The 20,642-nt window shown below is 50.4% G+C and carries 17 protein-coding genes; 8 read left to right on the top strand and 9 right to left on the bottom strand.

The features are described 5' to 3' along the window. Nucleotides 1-12 precede the first annotated feature (12 nt). Both PK629_03670 and PK629_03665 read right to left on the bottom strand, forming a co-directional pair. Nucleotides 13-1,128: a uroporphyrinogen decarboxylase family protein gene (locus PK629_03670; protein ID HOP10571.1), complete on the bottom strand. Its 1,116-nt coding sequence runs from the start codon at nt 1,126-1,128 to the stop codon at nt 13-15. Nucleotides 1,129-1,135: 7 nt separating this feature from the next. Further along, the gene (locus PK629_03665; GenBank protein ID HOP10570.1) at nt 1,136-2,191 is read right to left on the bottom strand and encodes a glycoside hydrolase family 88 protein; all 1,056 of its coding nucleotides are present in this window, start codon (nt 2,189-2,191) and stop codon (nt 1,136-1,138) included. A 252-nt stretch (nt 2,192-2,443) separates the two neighbouring features. Here PK629_03665 and PK629_03660 point away from each other — a divergent pair, with 252 nt between their 5' ends. Next, a complete protein-coding gene (locus tag PK629_03660; GenBank protein HOP10569.1) occupies nt 2,444-3,343 on the top strand; it encodes a LicD family protein in 900 nt (299 codons plus the stop codon). Nucleotides 3,344-3,348: 5 nt separating this feature from the next. Here the strand turns inward: PK629_03660 and PK629_03655 are convergent, their stop codons facing one another. Next, nucleotides 3,349-4,074: a GDSL-type esterase/lipase family protein gene (locus PK629_03655; protein ID HOP10568.1), complete on the bottom strand. Its 726-nt coding sequence runs from the start codon at nt 4,072-4,074 to the stop codon at nt 3,349-3,351. A gap of 108 nt (nt 4,075-4,182) precedes the next feature. On the opposite strand from PK629_03655, the gene PK629_03650 reads away from it, so the two are divergent. Then, nucleotides 4,183-4,941, top strand: coding sequence for a YdcF family protein (locus PK629_03650; GenBank protein HOP10567.1), 759 nt, complete (start codon nt 4,183-4,185; stop codon nt 4,939-4,941). A gap of 41 nt (nt 4,942-4,982) precedes the next feature. Further along, complete coding sequence (locus PK629_03645; protein HOP10566.1) at nt 4,983-5,726, top strand: DUF5131 family protein; 744 nt, start codon at nt 4,983-4,985, stop codon at nt 5,724-5,726. A gap of 84 nt (nt 5,727-5,810) precedes the next feature. On the opposite strand, the gene PK629_03640 is transcribed toward PK629_03645, so the two are convergent. Further along, nucleotides 5,811-7,478, bottom strand: coding sequence for a leucine-rich repeat protein (locus PK629_03640; GenBank protein ID HOP10565.1), 1,668 nt, complete (start codon nt 7,476-7,478; stop codon nt 5,811-5,813). Nucleotides 7,479-7,713: 235 nt separating this feature from the next. On the opposite strand from PK629_03640, the gene PK629_03635 reads away from it, so the two are divergent. Beyond that, a complete protein-coding gene (locus tag PK629_03635; GenBank protein HOP10564.1) occupies nt 7,714-8,913 on the top strand; it encodes a hypothetical protein in 1,200 nt (399 codons plus the stop codon). 90 nt (nt 8,914-9,003) lie between these two features. Here the strand turns inward: PK629_03635 and rpe are convergent, their stop codons facing one another. Then, a complete protein-coding gene (rpe, locus tag PK629_03630; protein HOP10563.1) occupies nt 9,004-9,675 on the bottom strand; it encodes a ribulose-phosphate 3-epimerase in 672 nt (223 codons plus the stop codon). A 1-nt stretch (nt 9,676) separates the two neighbouring features. Next, entirely contained in the window at nt 9,677-10,666 is a 990-nt protein-coding gene (locus PK629_03625) for a galactitol-1-phosphate 5-dehydrogenase (protein ID HOP10562.1), read from the bottom strand. A 139-nt stretch (nt 10,667-10,805) separates the two neighbouring features. On the opposite strand from PK629_03625, the gene PK629_03620 reads away from it, so the two are divergent. Together PK629_03620 and PK629_03615 are read left to right on the top strand one after the other, a co-directional pair. After that, on the top strand, nt 10,806-11,513 hold the full coding sequence (locus tag PK629_03620) for a DeoR/GlpR family DNA-binding transcription regulator (protein ID HOP10561.1): 708 nt from the start codon (nt 10,806-10,808) through the stop codon (nt 11,511-11,513). A 167-nt stretch (nt 11,514-11,680) separates the two neighbouring features. Further along, nucleotides 11,681-12,457: an alkaline phosphatase family protein gene (locus tag PK629_03615; protein HOP10560.1), complete on the top strand. Its 777-nt coding sequence runs from the start codon at nt 11,681-11,683 to the stop codon at nt 12,455-12,457. Between the two features lie 54 nt (nt 12,458-12,511). On the opposite strand, the gene PK629_03610 is transcribed toward PK629_03615, so the two are convergent. The 3 genes from PK629_03610 to PK629_03600 form a co-directional block, all read right to left on the bottom strand. Further along, nucleotides 12,512-15,988, bottom strand: coding sequence for an N-acetylmuramoyl-L-alanine amidase (locus tag PK629_03610; GenBank protein ID HOP10559.1), 3,477 nt, complete (start codon nt 15,986-15,988; stop codon nt 12,512-12,514). Between the two features lie 29 nt (nt 15,989-16,017). After that, nucleotides 16,018-17,520, bottom strand: coding sequence for a family 10 glycosylhydrolase (locus PK629_03605; protein ID HOP10558.1), 1,503 nt, complete (start codon nt 17,518-17,520; stop codon nt 16,018-16,020). Between the two features lie 80 nt (nt 17,521-17,600). Then, nucleotides 17,601-18,242, bottom strand: coding sequence for an HAD family hydrolase (locus PK629_03600; protein ID HOP10557.1), 642 nt, complete (start codon nt 18,240-18,242; stop codon nt 17,601-17,603). Between the two features lie 206 nt (nt 18,243-18,448). Between PK629_03600 and PK629_03595 the strand changes: the two genes are divergently transcribed. Beyond that, nucleotides 18,449-19,618 carry a sialidase family protein gene (locus PK629_03595; GenBank protein ID HOP10556.1) on the top strand — a complete coding sequence of 390 codons (1,170 nt, stop codon included), beginning with the start codon at nt 18,449-18,451 and terminating at the stop codon, nt 19,616-19,618. Nucleotides 19,619-19,762: 144 nt separating this feature from the next. Further along, nucleotides 19,763-20,602 (top strand): M15 family metallopeptidase, encoded by an 840-nt coding sequence (locus PK629_03590; protein ID HOP10555.1) that lies wholly within the window; start codon nt 19,763-19,765, stop codon nt 20,600-20,602. Nucleotides 20,603-20,642 lie beyond the last annotated feature (40 nt).

Raw genomic sequence — 20,642 nt, 5'->3', positions numbered from 1 at the left:
AGGGCAAATGGTTTAGAACCCCATCCGGGTCCATTTTCCCGCTTCATTCGCGGGAATATTTAAGATTTCTTTGACAAGAGAGACGTAATATCGGTAATTTTCAATCGGAACACCGTTCGGGATGCGGTGGTCGAGTCCGAAGACAATTCCGAGGTCATTTTTTAACGAGCCGACTTTATATTCGACCTCGCGGCGGATGTACTCTTTGGTTCCGCTCAAAGTGTACTTGTCGATGCCGGCCTTGTAGGCAAGGCGGTTTCCGAGTTGCTTCCGGCTTTTGACGATGTCCATCCCGGAGCCCGGTTCCATCGGAAAACAGACGTTAACGCCGCTCTCGGCGATGTTTTCAAGCAGGGGATTCATATTGCCGTCGCTGTCCTGAGAAAAAATCGTAGCGCCGAGGGCTTTTGCCGCATCCCAAAGCTTGCTGTAATACGGTTTAACGAATTCGTTAAACAGCGAAGGACCGATCAGCGGGCCGCTTTTTCCGGCCATGTCCTCATGGACGTATAAATTGTCGACGGCGAGTTTCCCTTCGAGCCGTTCAAACACTTTCAGCGAGGTGTCGGCGAACGTGTCGAGCATATCCCGAATTAGATCCGGGTCGTCGTAATAGGCGATGCAAAGATTCTCTTCGCCCATCAGTTCGCGAGGCATATCAAATCCGCCCGGGATTTCAAGGTGCGTCAGCGCGTCGTGTTCACGTGCTTTGGCTGCCGCATTCACGGCTTCCATGTCGATCCGTTTTTCGTCGAATTGAAATTTCGGCTTGATTTTTTCCCAACTCTCAAAATCGGTGACCGGATATGAGACGGGCAGGGGGATGGTCGCGGTGGCGGTACAGAGCTTGACGGTACGGCCCATATAATCCTGCGAAATGACATATCCGTCGCCTTTTTCAAGCACTTTTTCCTCAAACGGGTCCATCAGACCGCAGTTGGCACCGGCTGGTATGCGTTCCACCCAGTCGAAATTGAAAGCGGATAGATCGCGCTCGGCCTCGGTGGCACCCTGCGCAGCCCATTCCTCATCGAGCCCGATCAGTTTCCCGAAAATCTCGACGAACATGGGGCGGGGCGCGCCTTTGAAGGTCATCAGGTCAATATATTGCTGTCTTGTCCAAAACATGATTTTGTTATTTCTGCCTGCAGAGGTATTCCGTCAGTGCCAGCAACGTCAGCGACTGGCCGTAGCCGGTGGAAGTCAGGCGGATCTGTTTGTAATAGTCCTTGGTCATGTGGACGACCGTGCCGTAGGAGGCGTTCAAAACGATGCCGTCGGGGCCGATTTCTTTCCAAAGCCCGTCAATGCCTTTTTCGCAGACAGCTTTATAACTGTCGTCGAGCACACCGGAGGCCACGCCTTTTTGCAGGCCGTAGATGAATCCGGCGGAACCGGAACTCTCCAAATACGCGGTCGGGTCGTCGACCAGCGTGTGGAACAAACCGGATGCGTCCTGATATTTTTTCAGCGCCGCGCACTGTTTGCGGTAGCCGTTAAAAATTGCGGTCTTGTCCGGTTCGGGGATGTCGATGTATTCGGTCATATCGATCGAAGCCGCCGTGAACCAGCAGTTGCCGCGGCACCAGAGCGCCTTGCCGAAGTTGTGATGCCCGTCGAAAGTCCAGCCGTGGAATAACAGCCCGGTTTCGGGGTCTTGGAGATATTTGATGTGAATTAAAAACTGTTTTATCGCTTCGTCTTTGTAGGCCTGATTGCCGGTGATCTGACCGATTTTCGCCATTGAAAGCGCGGTCATGAAGACCGTGTCGGCCCAGAGCTGCTGGGTGTTCAACGAATCAATCGTCAGATGCTGAAGGCCGCCCTCATCGGTGCGGGGCATCTCGTGCAGAACCCATTCGGCCCAGCGGATGCAGAAGTCGCGGTATTTTTCGTTGCCCGTCTCCTCATAAAGGTGCGCCATGGTCGAAAGCGGCGCCATGGTGTTGACGTTTTTCATGATCTTGTCTTCGTCGGGCATTTTGGAGTCAAACCACTCGATCAGATAGTCGAGATACTTTTTCTTGCCGCTGTATTTATAATATTTATAGATACCGTAAAGACCGACGCCCTGAGACCAGTCCCAGATGTTCATGTTGAGCAAGATGTTTGTGCCTTCGGTGCCGATTGCGATCAGGGTGTCGATGATCTGTTCGCATTTTTGTTCGACGACCGCCTTATTTTCCCGCATGATTATAACCTCCGCGTTATCATTCGGGCCGGATTTCATCCCATCCAAACCCATGGTACATTGTACCACGACGCCATTCGGATGTAAACCCTAAAAGGCAAGAAAACCGTGCCGAAAAAGTGATTTCGTCACGCAGTTGATTTGTTTAATTCGCCTGCGTTTCAAAAAGCGGATGGTGGTAATATTCATCGAAAAAACACAATAGCTTATTGAAATGATTGATAGAAAACAATTTAAATCAAATGTAAACCATTGACAAAACCGGCAAATCATTATATAATTCTACCATGCATTTTATGGAATTTAACCGATCCGGGAGGGACTTTCATTTTACGGGAACTGACGCTGGACGAAATTCGGAAAATTGAATTGGAAATTCTAACGGCATTCGATCTGTTCTGCCGTGAAAACGATCTACGCTATTCGCTCGGTTTCGGTACAATGATCGGTGCCGCAAGACATCGCGGGTTTATTCCCTGGGATGACGATATCGACGTAATTATGCCCCGACAGGATTATATGAAATTTATCCGGCTCACAAACTCCGGGATGGGAAGATATGCCGTCGAATCTCCTTATAAAAAGAAAACAAAAAGCGCTCCGCCCCATCCTTATTTATACACGAAAATTTGCGATAACGATACAATATGGCTCAGTTATCCGAAACAGTGGAAAATTGAAATGGGCGTCAACATCGACGTGTTCCCCATAGACGGTTTACCGGCTGACAGCGCAAAAACGGAGCGGCACGTTCAGCGCACCGAAAAAAGAGCGTTGGTTTTTTGGATATTTCATATGTCCCATTACCGAAAAAACTGGTGCGAACCAACCCTGCCTTGGCGTTGTGTGAATACGGTGAGAATGCTTTTGCCACAGGGTGCGGCGATTCGTTTTGTAGACCGTCTACGGATGAAATACCCATGTGAAAGCACCGGTCACATCGGATTACTGACGGCCTGTTACGGGGGAAGAGAACGCGCATTGCTCACGGACATAGCCGAGTGTGTCGATATGGAATTCGAGGGCAAAACGTTCAAAGCCATGGTCGGATATGATCGGCTTTTGCGTAACACCTACGGTGACTATATGACGCCGCCGCCCCCTGAAGAGCGTGTTCGAAAACACGATTTTGTCGCTTTCAGCAAAGAATAAACGGTTTATAAAACCAGCGTTTCAAACAATCGTGCGGCAAAAAGCGTATGCAGTTCCCTTGTGGGATGATTGATGTGATTGGCAAGCAGGGAAGTGATATCCGCGCCGTTTTCATAGAGTTTTTTCCAATCAGTATAACAATCGCAGACTTCAATGTCGTTTTCTCGGCAGATCTGTTTTGCGCTGTTCATATATAAATCCATCACGCCCTCGGTTTGCAAACGGCAGCAGGCGGCTGCCGCTTTCGGACACATCTCGCCTGCAGGAAACTCCGGCCAAATCGAGACGCACATCATGTTCGGCGTCATAAAAATCGTTTTAATGCCGGCGGATTTCAAACGCTCCAATAACAGCAGTAACGTTTTTTTATAACTGTCCAATGCCACCATTCCGCCGTGCACATCGTTGAGCCCGTAACAGACCACCGCGATGTCGGGTTTATGATCAATCACGTCTTTTTGTACCCGTGAAAGACCTCCGGCGGTGTTGTCCCCGCCGATCCCCGCATTGATAAATGCGAAAGGACATTTCGGAAACACGGTCTCAAGCATGCGTTTCAGCTGTGCGTGATAGACGTTTTCCGGATCCTTGATATTTTTAAACTGCCCGTTTTCTTCCCGCGTCTCAAAACAACCCTCGGTTACGCTGTCGCCTAAAAATGCGATTTTGAGCGGGTTTTCCATTCGTTTTTCCGCTGTCTGTGCGCAGAATTTTTCAATCACGCCGTTCATGGTCTTCCTCCGAAAAAGTTTGCATTCAGTATACCACGCGGCTGACGACTTGGCAACGCAGCGGGAATGTGTTAAACTGTTATTAATAATTTACGCAAGGACGTTCCCATGAAAAAAACTTCAAAGAGACTTTCAATATCCTTCGGCATTTTATGGACCCTGTTTTCACTGCTGCCGTATTTTGTATACGGGTTGATCAACATCGGCGTCTGGTTTCCGACGCTTATCGGGATCTTCTTTATTCTGCTTCCGGTTCTTGCGCCGGCTGCGAAAAAACTGCTGAAAAAAGCCTACAAGCCGATAAAAATAATATTCTGGTCGGTGTTCTGTACCGGAGCGGCCTATCTGGTTGTAATGATTGCAGTCGTCGCTGTCGGTTCCTATGTTCCCGTATCCGCGAATCCCGATGCGGTAATCGTTATGGGCGGGGGCATTGAGGGCGACCGGCCCAAACTGATGTTGCAATATCGGCTCGATGCGGCTTATGACTTTTTAACCGAACACCCGGATGTCGTCTGTGTGGTCAGCGGCGGCGAAGACAGCGGCAGCGACCGGACCGAAGCCGATGTGATGAAACAATACCTCGTCGAAAAAGGGATCATACCCGAACGGATTTTCGAGGAGGACAAGTCGACCGACAGCCACGAAAACCTCCTTTTCAGCGCGAAAATTTTAGAGGAAGCCGGAATCGGAAACAATGTGGTGGTTGTCACGGATCGCTTTCATCAATACCGCAGTTCGTTGTATGCCACGAATGCCGACCTTGTCAGCACGCCCTATTGTTCGAAGAGCCCGTATATTTTACAGCAGTCTTATTGGATACGCGAGGCATTTGCAATGGTCAAGTATTTTATGATTACAGGTTAAAGGCAAAACAACAAAGCCACAGTGACAGAAAGGAATAAACGATGGCATGGGAACCGTGGACAGGATGTTATCCGGCCAGTGAGGGCTGCAAGTACTGTTATTATTACGGGCTGCATTCCAAACGATACGGGCAAAATACAATTGTTAAAACAGACGACTTTTATAAACCGATTGAAACCGTCTATATGCCGCGTAAAAAGATCACAAAGCAGAAAATCGAAAGCGGCAAAAATGTCTATACCTGTTTTACAACGGATTTCTTTTTGCCCGAAGCGGACGAATGGCGCGCAGAAGCGTGGAACATCATCAAACAGCGCCCTGATTTGACCTTTTTGTTTTTGACCAAACGCATTGAACGATTCACGGTCTCGCTGCCCGGAGACTGGGGCGACGGATATGAAAATGTTCGAATCGGCTGTACGGTCGAAAACCAGCGAACCGCCGACATTCGCTTGCCGCTCTATATTTCATACCCCATCCGGCATCGGTTTATCGTCTGCTCTCCATTGTTGGAGGAATTAAATTTAAGCGCTTATCTGCACGGGGTCGAAAGTGTCAACGCAAGCGGAGAAGCCGGTATCAACGCCCGCGAGTGCGATTTTAATTGGGTTGCCGGTTTGAGTGAGCAGTGCAAAACCGCCGGCATCCCGTTTTCTTTTGCAAGCACCGGTACATATTTTCGCAAAGACGGCGTTTTGCAGAAAGTAAACCCCTATATGCAGCGTAAAATTGCCCGGGAGTCAGGGCTGAATACTTCTGCCGAAGAGGAACCCATCATTGAATAATACCCTTTATCCCATCATCCGGTATAAAAAACCAAGCCGAAGAGGATTTCCCTTCGGCTTGGTTTTTAATTGGATACTTTTGGGTTATGCCAGTGCCGTAAACGGGATGGACATGGCGGTCAGCATCGACGCGGCGGCGCTGCCGGTATAAGCGTAAATGTGAATGACCGTGCATCCGGAAAAGGCGTTGGTCCCCAGATACTGCAGGGAGCGGGGCAAGATAATTGAGGTTAACACGGAGCAAGAACTGAACGCATAATTGCCGATATTGATCAGCCCCTCACTGATTGAAACGGTGGTGAGCTTAGAGCATTCATAAAACGCAGAATCACCGATGGTCTTGACCGTGGACGGCAGTGCGACGGAGGTGATTGCACAGCGGTAGAACGCGGAGTCACCGATATCTGTGAGTTTGGAGGGGATATTCACGGTCGCCAAAGACGTGCAGTTATAGAACAGCTTGTCGGGGATTTCACAAAGCGCATTGGATAGGTGAATTGAGGTCAGCGCCGTGCATCCGCTGAAGGCCTCGCTGCCGATGGCATAGATTTTATCGGACATGGCGATTGAAGTGACGTTCATATTATTGATAAACGCCTTGGTTTCAATGGCGGTTACGGGCAGATTTTCAAGGCGGGTCGGAACGGTGACAGCGGTCGCGGTGCCGATATAAGCGGTGATTTTTACCTGATTGGTATAAACGGCATAGTTAAAGCCGTCGGCAGAGGCGTTGCGCACAAAGGTCGCCGGGAGATAACGCAGCGAATATTCTTCGGCATATGAATCTGCCGGTGCCTCGATTTTAACATTCGGGCAGTTGTCGAAAGCATCTTCGCCGATGGTGATCACACCGGCCGGGAATACCACTGTCTGGAGCGCGGTGCAGCCGATAAAAGCATGGCTCAAAAGCGCGGTGAGATTCTCGGGGAGTGTGACTTTGGTCAGCGAGGTCAGATTTTTAAAGGCCTCGGAATTGATTACGGTCACGGTTTTGCCATAGAGTGTAGTCGGTACGGTAATTTCGGCTTCTGTCGATTTACAGGCCAAAATGACGGCGTAGCTGTCATAGACCTCAAACTGATAGATGCCGTTGTCAATCTCATAGGGATAAGTGGCTGCGATGCTTAAAGTTGCGGCAAGATTAGCTCCCGCAGAACCGCTCGGCGCGGCGATGCGGGCGTTGGCGCTGCCCTCAAAAGCATCAGCGGCAATGGAAGTTACGGAAGCGGGAACGGAGATGAATTCAAGCGCGGTGCAGTTCGAGAATGCTTTTTCCCCCACGGAGGCGATGCCGCTTTCAATTGATACCGAGACCACGCCGGTTCCGGCAAACGCACTCGCGCCGATGGCGCCGACGGTCTTGGAATCGATTACAGCGGGCACGATGACGTCGGTCAAAGCACCTTTGTATTTTGTGATTGTAATAACGGAATCGGTGATTTCATAAGTGAACAGATCGGTAGAACCGGTTGTCGTTGCGGGCTGTGAAGATACCGCCGAAGAGGTTTCTGAAGAGGTCTGTGCGGACGATGTTGCAGCGGAGGCGGGTTCGGATGAAACCGGAACCGAGGAGGTTTCCGCCGGCTCGCTGGCGACGGATTCAGGCGTTGATGAGACCTCGCTCACAACCGAGACTTGGGATTGCGGTGTAATGGATGTGCCGGGAATTGAAGATTGCGTTTTTTGCGTACAGCCGGAGAATGCCGTTAAGATCATTACAAGCGCTGTTATGAAAATAAGAATTTTTTTCATGATGATGTTCCCCCTTGCCTTTTTCAGATATTTCCATTATATAGAATTCATGTGTGCTTGTCAAGAAAGCAAATCTGCAGAAACAAGGTTGCATAAATGCATATAAGTGATATAAAAAGCCTTAAAAGCGCTTTTACAATTAAAAATGTAACTTTAATGTAACCGTTAAATGGTATAATATGACATGACGTCTGAAACGGGCGTGTTTTTAAAAACAAAAAGAGGTAAATGATAAATGAAAACGTTTCCCAAAATCGCAGTTGTTCTTCTTTCGGTACTCATGATGATGTCGTTCGCTTCTATGACAATGTCCGCAGTTGCCGCGGATCCGACCCCTGATCCGTCTAAAACCTATGATCTGCTCTATTTGACAAATGGCAGCGGTGTTGACGGTGCCACGATGCCGGCAAAGGTGAAAAATCTGAAAATCGGCGACGTCGTCGCTTTAGATACTTCCGCAGCGCCCACACGCACTTATAACGGAACCGAGTATACTTTTCTCGGCTGGAGTCTGACGGGCGGCAATCATAACGCCTCCAACATTGTCACTTCGGTAACCATCGGACAGAGCAACTTGATTATGGATACCTACGGCAGATATGTCGTTTATGCCGCATGGAGTGTGAAAGCAACTTATTCGGAGCCGACCGTTTCTTCTCAGCCGACTGTCTCATCTGAACCGATTGTGTCCTCCGACCCCACGGTTTCCTCCGAACCGTCCCAACAATATGATCTTCTCTATCTGACAAACGGCAACGGCGTGGATCATTCCACAATGCCGGCGAAGGCAGAAAATCTCTCACTCGGCAGTGAAGTCACGCTGGACACAGCGTCGATCCCCGTCAGAGTTGACGGAGGTACAGAATATGAGTTTCTGGGTTGGAGCTTGACCGGCGGCAGGAACAATTCCGATGATATCGTGACCACGGTGACCATCGGACAGAGCGGTTTGGTTATGGATACATACGGCAGATATGTCGTTTATGCCTCCTGGCAGGAAAAAACAACTTCCTCCGAGCCCGCTGTTTCTTCTGAACCCATTGTCTCTTCTGAACCCATTGTCTCTTCTGAACCGGCTGTTTCCTCCGAGCCGCCTGCATCCTCGGAATTTACCTATTCCCGTTCGTATCGGTCGATTCCGGTGCTTTCTTCCGAGCCGACCATTTCGTCCGAACCCGAAATTTCCGTTGAATCCATCAGCTCATCTGAACCGGTGTCTTCGGCAGAATCAAGTGTTCTTTCAACGGTTTCAATTGCTCAATCCTCCGCTTCAACGGGCAGTACCGTAAGCATTTCCGACGGCGAAGTTCCGTTGAATGTACCTTCCATGGATACGGGCAGCGCTGCCGACTTTGCCCCGACCGTCGCGGTTGCATGTGCCGTCGGAATTCTGATGTTCGTGATTTTCGGCAGAAAAGAAAACACTGCTGAATAATTGCAAAAATAATGACAGCCGTCCGAAAGGGCGGCTGTTTTCGTGTAGAGCGTGAATTACTCGGACATTTTCTTTACCGATACCCCTTTTTTACGATGCAATGGCTTTGCGAAGCAGGGAGATCCCCTCCGAGAGGGTGAATTTTTCAGGCTGAAAGACCGAGGAAGTGCCGGCCACGAAAATATCCGCACCGGCTTTTGACATCAGCTGTGCGTTTTTAAGGCTGACGTTTCCGTCCACTTCGATTCGGATATCGGGGTGTCCCGAGGCGTCCAGCAGATTTCGTGTATCTTTGATTTTTTGAACGGTGGCGGGAATCAATTCCTGTCCCGAATAGCCGGGATTGACGCACATGACAAGCACGCCGTCGATATCGTCGAGGACGTAATTCAACGGCTGCAGCGGCGTGGCGGGATTCAGGGCCGCGATTGGTTTTGCACCGCGAGACCGGATCGCATGCAGCACGCGCTGGAGATGTTTTGTGCTTTCAACATGGACGGAAACAAGGTCGCCGGGGCCGAAGTTAAACCAGTCCAGACGGTTTTCCGGTTCCTCGATCATCAGGTGAATATCAAGCGGGATATCGGAGGATTTTTTTAAAATACGGCAGTAATCCGTTCCAAGCGTGATATTGGGGACAAAGCGTCCGTCCATGATATCCACATGCAGATAGTCGGCATGAGCGCTTTTAAAAGCGTTCAGTGCTTCTTCCAGACGGAGGGGATCCGCACACATCATGGAGAGCGAAATTTCCTTGTTCATCTCAAACCTCGCAGTCAAGCAAAACTTTTCCGTAGAACTCTTTTTTGCCGGTAATCAACTCAAGCGCCTTTGCAATATCGGCAAGGGGATAAACATGTGTGATCAGCTTTTCGGCGGGGATGATGCCGCTGTCAAGTGCCTGCAGACTGTCGACCCAGTCGTTCTTTTTCGTACCGAAGGAGGAATTCCATGTTCCGCATACCGTGAGTTCCTTGCGCATGATATGCCAATAGGCGTCCTGCGGCAGCGTAACTTCGCGAGACGGATTGCCGAGCAGGACCACGCGTCCGAACGGCTTGACGGCGGTGAGGACCCGAATCAGCGCGTCGGAATAGCCCGTGCCCTCAAGCGCGGTATCAATATGTACGCCGTTTACATAAGTGTCAAATCCCAATGCTTTCGCAAATTCGATTTTTTTCGGATCGATATCGTCGTAAAAGACCTGTTGTGCACCGAAGGATTTCGCCCATAAACCGGCCAGAATTCCGATCGGCCCTGCGCCGGTGATGAGAACGCAGCTGCCGCTGAAAATTCCGGCATGAAGCGCGGCATGGCGGGCTACGGCGACGGGCTCGCACATCGCGCCGACTTTGGTGCTGACATGTTTCGGGAGCGGAACGAGATTCCATCGTTTGACCGCGAGGTATTGGGCGAATCCGCCGTCGCGGCGCGAACCGTAATAATCGTAATTCGAGCAGGCGGCATATTCCTCCGCTTTGCAGGAAGGACATGAGAAACAGGGCAGCAGGGGAAAGATGGTAACCCGTGTGCCGGTCAGTTTTCCCGTCGGGTCGTATTCCACGGTTCCGGCGAATTCATGGCCCGGAATCGTGGGGAAACGATAGGTTCCCTTCTTGAAAATGCGCGGAATGTCGCTACCGCAGATCCCGCAGTATTCGATGCGGACGAGAACTTCGTCGTCTGCGGGGACGGGTTTGGGCACATCTTCAATCCGAAGATCGCCGATGCCGTGAAGAACGGCTGCAATCACAGAATCAACTCCTTTCAATGATTACAGAAAAATTATAGTTTTTATAGATGAATCAATCAATAATGAGCGAAAAGGTTGATAAACAAAAGTGAATATGATAATATATAATCATAAATAATCAGAAATGAGCGTAACGTATATGTATGATATCGAACGTCAGGAAGAAATACAGAAACTCTTGCAGGAACGGGGTAGTATGACCGTTCACCGGATCGCAGAATTGCTGCATGTCAGCGAATCGACGGTCAGACGGGATCTGCGTGCGCTGGACGAACGAGGAAAAGTCCGCAGAACCTTCGGCGGCGCGGTGCCGGTCGACATACTGACCCGCGAGGTGCCGCTGATGCTGCGTGAAAATGTCAGCGGCAGGGAAAAACAGGCTATCGCGGCAAAAGCCGTCCGATTTATCAGAGACGGTGAGGTGCTGTTTCTCGACGCGTCCTCCACAGTTTTGCGGCTTGTTCCGCTGCTTTCACGCTTCAAAGATCTGACGGTGATCACCAACGGACCGAAAACGGCATTGGAACTCGGCAAACAGAAAATACGCACGATTTGTACGGGCGGCCTTTTGCTTGACGATTCGATGGCGCTTGTCGGAAGCGATGCGGAAGATGTGATCCGGCGGTTCAACGCCGACGCGATGTTTTTTTCCTGCCGTGGAATGACCGAAGAGGGCATGCTGAATGATTCCTCGATGGAGGAGTCGCATCTGCGCCGAATTATGCTCGAGCATGTTTCGGAAAAATATTTTCTGTGTACCCGCGATAAAATCGGGTGCAGGTATCTTTACAACGTCATACATCGAAATCAGATTACAGATGTGGTTATACAGGACGTGGGAGACTGAAAGATGTCGGAACGCAGAATGCGGGAAGTTCAGCGCGTCAATTACTATTTACGGCTTGACGGCGGAGAAAAGAGGCAGTAAAATAATAACCTATATGGAACTTGTGTTTTCGGTTGAAAGTAACCGAAACCGGTAAAGTCAGAGTTCTGCTGAAAGGAATCTTTAAAATGGGTAAAAAAGTATTATTGATTTTGGTCGACGGAATGCGCCCGGACGCGGTCGCGAAATGCCCGCATCCGTTTATCAAGGAACTGCAAAAGCGCGGAAGTTATACCGCAGAGGCGAGAACGGTCATGCCGTCGGTCACGCTGCCGTGCCATATGTCGTTGTTTCACAGCGTGACGCCGCAAAGACACGGGGTCACAACCAACCAGTATGTGCCGCAGGTCCGCCCTGTAAAGGGCATATTCGATGTGCTGCGTACACATAAAAAGATCAGTGCGATGTTTTTCGACTGGGAGGAACTGCGCGATCTCGGGCGGCCCGACGCATTGGCCCATACCTGTTTTTATTCGGGCCATATCATGTCTTATGAAAAAGCCAATCTCTGCATCACCGACGATGCGGTGGAATATATGAAAAAATACACACCCGATTTTGCGTTTTTGTATTTGGGCTTCACCGACGAGGCGGGGCACGACTTCGGTTGGATGACCGACGAATATATGCGTGCGGTCAATCAAAGCTGGGATTGTATTGAGCGTGTCGTCAATGTGCTGTCAGACGAATATGCCGTTATCATAACTGCTGATCACGGCGGGCATGAGCGCAGCCACGGCACCGAGATGCCGGAGGACATGACCATTCCGATGTTTGCGGTCGGCGATGAGTTTGCCGCAGGCGGAGCATTAAAAAATATCAGCATCATGGATATCGCGCCGACGGTGGTCAAGATTCTCAACCTTCCTCCCGAGGATGAATGGGAAGGGAAGCCCTTGTTTTAACAACAATAAAATGAGCCGTGCAACGAACTTCGTTGCGCGGCTCATTTATTAAATTCAATTGGCTTGTGAAGTTACGGAAGAGATTTCCCAAACGCTTTGCGAACTTTCGGCAGAGGATTCAACGGAACTTTCAACAGAGCTTTCAACGGAACTTTCAACAGAACTCTCAATTGAACTTTCGACGGAGCTCTCTTCCGAAAATACCGTCGGTTCGCTGGAGACCTCGGGCTGCGAGGGTTCCGGAACATATCCGCTGCCCTCAACGACAATTCCGTAGGTGGCGAAGTAATCGATAATGCCCTTAACCGTGGCACGGGCAAAGCCGTCCTGTGTGTTGGGATCAATAATCTTTTGCAGTTCCGCTGAGTTGCTCATAAATCCGTATTCGACCAGCGTGGAGGGGCAGTACCAATACCGAGTGACATAGAACGGATAATAATTACAGCCGCGCTTATAAGCGCTCGAATTGGCATTGGGATACATATTGCTGTCATAATATCCGATCATTTGATTATAAATTGCGTTGGCCAAATCCTTCGAGAACGGCATAAAGTAGAAGGAGTCGGTACCGTAAGCGCTGACCGAGGCCGCCCAGTTGTGGTGGAGGCTGATAAAGATATCGGGTTTATATTGACCGCACAGAATCGCACGGTTTTCAATCGAGATATAGACGTCGCTGGTACGCATCATAATGACGTTGGCGCCCAAGCTTTCGAGGATATCCGCGACCTTGTTGGCCAGTTCGAGATTGATGCGCTTTTCGGGATAATTCGGATTTGCGCCGACCGCACCAGGAGATGAACCGCCGTGTCCGGCATCGAGGAGTACAGTGATCCCCTGCAGCGAGTAGCCATAGCTGTTGGATGCAGTGGAGATCACTGGCGGATTATTGAACGAGAACACCAACGTGTCTCCCTCATATTCGCTGTACATACCATAAAACGACCTTGCCATCGTCAGAGTGATGCTGTAATTGCTGCCGTCATGCTCCCAGCCGCTGACCGATGAGAACAGGGCGCTTCCGGAGAAATCGGGCAGAGCGGAAGCGTCAGTGACGTAATTGAAAGTGATCTTGACTTTGTCGGCGGTGAAGTCGCCGATGGTGAAATCAGGCACGGTGCTGGTGGCGTCGACATAGCTCTGCGGGAGCAGTTCGACCGTGAACGGTACCTTGCTGCTCATATCCAGATACATCATGGTGTAGTCATCGTTGACCGCAAAGCCGATATTGCTGATTGTGGTGAACGGAACCGTTGAACCCGCCTGAACGATCACGTCGGTGGAGGCGACGCCGTCTTTGCTCTTGTAGATGCGCTTGCCGGACTGCAGCAGATAGTAGACGTAGACGTGGCTGACGCCGTCTTCGGTAAAGGGCAAGGTGACCTCGCCGATAATGAAGTCACGCGTTCCTGCGGGCAGCGGATAGGCGGTCGGTACGGATTTATCGTCGACGGTGCCGTAGCGGAAGACCTCCGCGCCGTCTTCGGAGACAACCTCGGCCACCCGGACAGTGTTTTTGTCAATCTCTTTGACCTTGACGTCGGCACAGTCCTTGGTGGTGGTATAGCCGTCCCATTCGCCGGTGATCTTGATGTCGCTGATCGTGCGGGATTTTGAATTTTCGGGCACGGTATAGCTGCCGGTAAAGTTGATATAATCGCCGAGGGCCTCGCTGGATTCGTCCAGCAAGATCGCATCCTCGTGCATTTCCACGCGAGTGCCGTCGACTTCGGCGTAAACGGTGCTGCCTTTTAAAGCCGTTGCGCTGAACACGATCGGCGTACCGGCATAGATGGTGATGGACTTAGTGGGATCGACCGTCTTGACGACCAGAATTTTACGCTCGACGGTATAGGTCACTTTGGTGCCTTTGTGTTCGAGCACATATTTATTCGTTCCTACCTCAAGATCGAGGTTGAGTGAGAAATAACCCTTCGAAGTCCGATCGAGTACCTCCCCGTTCAGTGTGACGCTGAAGTTCGGATCGGAGCTGCCGGACAATGTGATTTGGGATTCATAAGTCGTGGTGGATTTCTTATTGGGAGCGGTGATGGTCAGTTTTCTCAAAATATCGTCGCCGTCTACCTCACCGCTGAACGATTGGGAGATCACGGCGGGGATCTCGGAATATTTCTGAAGCCGTGCAATCCCGCTGATCACGCTTCCCCCGTAGGACTCATATTGCTGCGCCTCAAGAATCTGTTTGGGGATTTGATCATAGAGTGACCACCCGGTCGCATCGGTTGCAATCTTTTGGCCGTCGTGGACGACCATCAGCGGAATCTCGGTTCCGGCCGCTTCGGTCCACCAGGCAAAAACATCGTCAAACGGCTGTTCTTTGTCGGTCAGGGAACCGAAGTTTTCGATTTGAAAGAAGTTGAAGATCCCGTTAGCAAGCCAGGCTTTTGTGTCCGCATAACCGTCCGAAAAACTCTCGAAATCGCATTCGACGTCAATGCCTTCGGAACAGCTGTCGGAGAGCTGCCAGACGGGACTGACGCGGACGCCGACCATAATATCTTCACCGCCGGCACGCAGAGTCTCGGCGATCTCAAACAGACAGTCGGAAAGCGCGTCACGCTTGTAGACTTCGAATCCGCATCCGATGTTTGAAGCGGCGTAGTCGGCATAAGTGCCTTGACTTTCGTCGTATTCACAATCGGTCAGCACAAAGTTTCCGGCGCCCAATGCGGCAATTTGAGCCGCAGCGTTTGAAATCACCAGGCGGTCGGACGGTTTTGTTGGATCGAGCAAAACAGGCGTGCCGCTTTTCACCCAGGAAAAGGGTGAAAACTCGAAAGAAATTTTAATTCCCGCGTCGTTTCCGGCAGAGACGAGATAGGCCGGAAGCTGACCGTTGAACAATACGTCGAAACCGCTGATATTGACGAAAGTGCCTTCATCGCACTGCAGCGGTACGATCAGTTCGGTGGCCTGCATCGAAGAGGCAAAAGACAGCAGCTCATCCAGTTCTTTTTTTGCGTCTTCAAAGGACATGCCGGGTTCGGTATAAAAATCCACGCCGGGCAGTGCTTCCAACGCCAGCGTCTTGTCATAAAAGGTCGCTTCGGACGATTGGGAGGTGTAGCTCAGCGGTGTGTATGTAAAGCGCGAAGCCAGATAATCCGGATCGGTTTCGGAGAGCGGTAAGACGGTCACCTCTTCCTGTTTCCAGCTGTCCACAAGATCGAGGATGTCATACCACTTGACATAGGTCATCGTACCGCCTGCGAGAATCAATACCGCCAATATCAGCGCGGTGATTTTCAAGCCGAGATGAGTGCCGGGTTTCTTGGGCTCTTTCGGCGCTTTATAAGGTTTTTCATCGGGCGGAAGCTGCGTCTTGGGCGGGGTGACGGGTTTGTCCGCTTTCTTTTTTTCAACGGTTTCAATCGGATCATCCGAGACAGCAAAAAGATCCGCAGCCTTGATTTTTACCTCTTTTTTCTCAAAGGCCTTGGACTTATCTTTTCTCTCAAGCAGTGATTTTCCGCCGCTTCTGCTGCGCCTTCTGGCGCTGTAGTCCTGCATGATTTTTTACCTCCCTGTGTGTATACGTATCATTCCAACAATTCGCGCAGCGCATCTCTCTCTTCTATGTTTGCGCTGTCAGCCATTGCAGTGTAGCTGTAAACGATAAATCCGTCGCAATTGGTCTCGCGTGTCGCAAGCACCATTCGCTTGATAATTTCTGTATCGGTTTTAAATTCATACTTTCCGGAACCCGCGCCGGAGTCTGTTTCACCCAATTTGTAGGCCGGAAGCCCGATATAAAGTTTTACCGAGGGGTTGGTGACAATACCGAGCCAGTCGTTGAGCACGCCCAGAAACGGCATGGTGTCATGGTCGAAGCCCCAATAAATCTGCGGGCAGAGGTAATCCACATAGCCGTAGGAACTGCCCCAGAGCATGATGTCGGCATACATGTTATTAAAGACGCGGTCGATGTTTCCGGCGGGACTGACCCCGAACGGAACGCCTTTCGACGCGCAGAGCTCGTGTACTTGCAGCAGCAGTTTGTCGACGTTTTCCCTGCGCCAGTCGGCCAGAGAGAGCAGACCGCCGTCGTGTCTGTAAGCGTCGTAAGAATCCTCGTCAAAATCGGCGTCGGTCGTGGGATAGAAGTAATCGTCAAAATGTACGCCGTCGACCGCGTAATGGTCCAGCATCTCTGCGATGCCTGCGGTCAGTAAATCGCGCACGCCTTGTTCGGCGGGATTATAATAAAGTCCCTTTCCGGTAGAAAGCACATAATTATCGTTTGCTGTGTCATCATCATTCCAAAAAATATACGCCGGATTATCGACCGATAACGCCTCGATATCATCGGAGAGCGTCCAGATGCGGTAGGGGTTCCACCAGGCATGCAGTTGAAGTCCGCGCTGATGTGCGGCGCTGACGGCATAGGCCAGCGGATCGTAACCGGGGTCTACACCTTGAATCGGATCGCCGTTGGGTGTCTGATACCCGATACGGTGCGTGAAGGGGAAAATCTGCGAAGGATACATTGCGTCGCCGAAGGCGTGTACATGGAAGAAAACCGCATTGAAACCGATCGCTTTTGCCGTATCGAACATGGTGTCGATTCGGGTTTTATATTCGTTGTAATCGGTGATGTCGGACAGTTCGTAAAAAGAGATCCAGACGCCCCGCAATTCGCTCAATTCCGTAACGGGCAAAACGGTCTGTTCACTTGACGTTTCGGGAATGCTGGAAGCGGTGGATGCCGCGGCAGAAGAAACCGGCTCTGAAGAGGCCTCGGGCTTACTGGAGACGGTTTCGCTCGATTTTGTCTCCTCGCTTTGCTCCGGTTCGCTTGAGACCGCCTTTGAGGATTCGGTCACGGAACTTTTTTCTTCGGACTGCGGTTCGGCGGAACTCTCTTCAGAGGACGGGACAACGGAAGATTCGACCGAGACTTCGGAAGCGGGTGTAATTGCTTGGGAGGCAGGCAAAATCGGCGCGTTTTCACCGGCGGAATTGAACGAGGACGAAGCCGGTACGGCCGGCGTGCAGCCGATGAAAAACACGAGTAAAATCAAAAAGGAAACGACTTTTTTCATTTCAACTCTCCAAAAAGCATCCGTTACCGTTTGATTATACCAAAATCTGCGCATTGATACAATCGCAAAAATCAGGAAATTTAAGCAAGCGAGAGGATCTCGTCCGCCTTTTCTACAATTTTATCGGTACCGGCTTTCTCCAATTCTCCCGGTTCGGAGAATCCCCAGCGCACACCCACGGAATAAAATCCGCAGTTCTTTGCAAAGACGGTATCAAATTTGGAATCCCCCACCATTACGCAGTCGGCGGCGGAAAGTCCGTGCTTGTTCAAAATGTATTGCCCGAGTTCGGGACGCGGTTTGGGCGGCACGCCGTCCATCTGTCCGATCATATCGTCAAACAACCCGGGGAAAAGCTTGTCTGCGATGATTTTGACATAGACATCGGTCTTATTGGAGGCCATGATCAGCAGGCAGCCCTTTTGCCGCAAAGCCCGAAGCAGATCAATCACGCCGTCATAGACGGTCGTGAGATCGGCCAGGTGGTTTTTATAATATTCGCCGTAGACGTCTTTTATAACCGAGAGTTCCTCTTCGGTGACGACATGCGGCAGGTTGATATTTCGGATAAAATCATCCAGCCCGTGGCCGACGTTTGTGCGGATTTCTTCAAGAGATCGGGTTGAAAGCCCCACGGCTGTAAATGCCTTGTTGGCTGCCGTCTGAATATCGGGAAGGGAATTGATTAGGGTACCGTCAAGGTCAAAAATAAAAGTTTTCATCAATACTTAAACTCCGGGTTTTATTCGACAAAACCGAATAAATTCTGTCAAAAAAGATTATATCACAAAACCCTCGTTTTGCATAGGGTGAAATCTGTGATCCGACGAAATTTCTGGCGCTTAAAAAGCCGAATTTACGTTGCCAAATTGTTCGTTTTATGTTATAGTGTCCGATAGACGTTAAAAAATTTGGGGAGGACAGTCAAATGCAAGATCAAAAAGCACCGTCCCGTGTGAAACTTGAATTGGGAGAACCTGTGGTCATCGCACAGGCTCCGCCGCTGCCGTCCGATCAGGACAACTGGGGAATCTGCCAGTTTCCGAGGGTTGAACTGCTCGAGGGCGGAAAACTGCACTGCGAATACCACATCGGAAAGGACTCCGCACACGCATACGGAAAACCCAAGGGACATGCGATGAGTGAAGACAGCGGCATAACCTGGACGGAATGCGACAACCCCGGCGGAGGAGTTCCCCTTTCGGACGGCAGGTATCTCAATTATAAAATTGTATCTGCTTTTCAGCTTTCGGACGTAAAACTCCCGGAAGAACCGGACGGTTTTTGGGAAAATTACGGGTGGAAGAGAAATATCTATAAAATTGAAAAAATGCCGGAGGAGTTTCGGCTTTTCCCGTTCGAAATCACGGAAAAAGACGGGACTTTACACACCGTTTGGAAAAGGATTGAAGTCCCCGGAATGACTGCTTATACCAGCGAGGGTGTGCTCCCGAGACCTGCTTTTTGGCGGATTCGGAAAGCGCCGAATGGCCGGCTTTGGGCCATCGGCTATCCGTTTTTTCTCGGCGAAAAACGCCCGGCAAACAGCGCCCTGTTTTGCGTCTCGGACGATGACGGTGAGAGCTTTAATTTTCTCAGCCGGATTCCGTTTGAACCCGATCCGATTGCGGATTATTATTATCGTGTCCGCGGCGGTTTCGGCGAACCCGATATCTGTTTTCTGCCCGACGGCTCGGTCTTCTGCCTGCTGCGGACTACCGACGGAAACGGCATCGGCCCGTCCTATTTTGCCAAGAGCTTTGACGGTGGAAAGACCTGGAGCAAGCCGGCTGTCTTTGACAACAACGGCGTCTGGCCGTGCCTCTGTGCATTAAAAAACGGCGTGACATTGGCCAGCTACGGAAGACCGGGTTTGTTCTTACGGGCGAGTGCGGACGAACAGGGGTTGGCCTGGGACGACCGAATCGAGATCATTCCCCCCGGCCGTTATCAGACCGATACCTGCTCCTACAGTGAGATGGTTGCGCTCAGTGAAAACGAGGCCTTCATCGTCTATTCCGATTTCGCTTATCCGAACGCAGACGGTGTGCGGGTTAAAACGATTCTCGGCAGAAAAATCAAAGCGGAAAAAGCGTAAAGAATAAGAATCGTAAGCCAAAAAATGACTTATATTACCAAAATAGCGAGCCGTTGACAAAAAGCCCGAAAGTGATATAATAATCAATGGCGCTTAAGCGCAATTTTTTAATATGATTTTCGAAAGGCATACAGCATCAACGATATGAAAAAACGCTTTTTACTCCTGTTAATCGGGCTCACCTTGTGTTCCGGATGTGCGATTAATGTTCCGACTTCTTCGGTTTACATCGCATCGGAGGAATACGCCGTCGGCCTCAATACAATATTGACCCCAAGTGTCGCTTCTTCATCTTCCGAAGACTTCGAAAGCAGCCTGACGGAAGAATTATCGGAAACTGTTGATACAGAAAGCAGCGAGCCGGAAACATCTGTGACCTCTCTGCCTGCTTTTACGCGAAACCCGGATTTCGACTGGGCTCTGATTTTAGTCAATAAAAACAATGTCCTGCCGGACACCTACAAACCCGAAATCGCCGCATACAGTTCCACACGCAATTTTGAAGCGCGGGCGTTGTCTTATCTTCAGGCGATGATTCAAGATGCCGCGGCAGATGGGATTGAATTGAACGTAATTTCTTCATATCGAAGCCCGGAACGCCAGGTTGAGCTTTACAACGCAAAAGTTAGCGAATATGTTCAATCCGGTGAAACCCAAGAGGACGCCGAAGTTGAAGCCGCCAAGATGGTGGCGCCGCCCGGGACCAGCGAACATTGCACAGGCCTTGCGGTGGACATCGTCAGCGTGGACTGGTACGACGACAACAAATCGCTGACCTCCAAATTCGAAAATACCGACGAGTTTGAATGGTTGATTTCCCATTGTGCCAAATATGGATTTATTCTTCGTTATCCCGATGGAAAAGAAGACATCACAATGATTGATTACGAACCGTGGCACTATCGGTTTGTCGGTCCCGACAACGCGCGTTATATCATGGAGAACAATCTGACCCTCGAAGAATTTTTAGACTTGTTTCAATAAACGAATTAAACCGGCGGCGCAACATCAGTTACGCAGCCGG

It is taken from the genome of Oscillospiraceae bacterium, assembly GCA_035380125.1.
Classification (GTDB): Bacteria; Bacillota; Clostridia; order Oscillospirales; family JAKOTC01; genus DAOPZJ01.
This window is presented reverse-complemented; position numbering and strand designations above follow the sequence as displayed.

Bases quoted from the DNA above. Each gene is read 5' to 3' on its own strand.
- PK629_03670 (HOP10571.1), bottom strand. From the start codon at position 1,128: ATGTTTTGGACAAGACAGCAATATATTGACCTGATGACCTTCAAAGGC.
- PK629_03665 (HOP10570.1), bottom strand. From the start codon at position 2,191: ATGCGGGAAAATAAGGCGGTCGTCGAACAAAAATGCGAACAGATCATC.
- PK629_03655 (HOP10568.1), bottom strand. From the start codon at position 4,074: ATGAACGGCGTGATTGAAAAATTCTGCGCACAGACAGCGGAAAAACGA.
- PK629_03650 (HOP10567.1), top strand. From the start codon at position 4,183: ATGAAAAAAACTTCAAAGAGACTTTCAATATCCTTCGGCATTTTATGG.
- PK629_03645 (HOP10566.1), top strand. From the start codon at position 4,983: ATGGCATGGGAACCGTGGACAGGATGTTATCCGGCCAGTGAGGGCTGC.
- PK629_03640 (HOP10565.1), bottom strand. From the start codon at position 7,478: ATGAAAAAAATTCTTATTTTCATAACAGCGCTTGTAATGATCTTAACG.
- PK629_03635 (HOP10564.1), top strand. From the start codon at position 7,714: ATGAAAACGTTTCCCAAAATCGCAGTTGTTCTTCTTTCGGTACTCATG.
- rpe (HOP10563.1), bottom strand. From the start codon at position 9,675: ATGAACAAGGAAATTTCGCTCTCCATGATGTGTGCGGATCCCCTCCGT.
- PK629_03620 (HOP10561.1), top strand. From the start codon at position 10,806: ATGTATGATATCGAACGTCAGGAAGAAATACAGAAACTCTTGCAGGAA.
- PK629_03615 (HOP10560.1), top strand. From the start codon at position 11,681: ATGGGTAAAAAAGTATTATTGATTTTGGTCGACGGAATGCGCCCGGAC.
- PK629_03610 (HOP10559.1), bottom strand. From the start codon at position 15,988: ATGCAGGACTACAGCGCCAGAAGGCGCAGCAGAAGCGGCGGAAAATCA.
- PK629_03605 (HOP10558.1), bottom strand. From the start codon at position 17,520: ATGAAAAAAGTCGTTTCCTTTTTGATTTTACTCGTGTTTTTCATCGGC.
- PK629_03600 (HOP10557.1), bottom strand. From the start codon at position 18,242: ATGAAAACTTTTATTTTTGACCTTGACGGTACCCTAATCAATTCCCTT.
- PK629_03595 (HOP10556.1), top strand. From the start codon at position 18,449: ATGCAAGATCAAAAAGCACCGTCCCGTGTGAAACTTGAATTGGGAGAA.
- PK629_03590 (HOP10555.1), top strand. From the start codon at position 19,763: ATGAAAAAACGCTTTTTACTCCTGTTAATCGGGCTCACCTTGTGTTCC.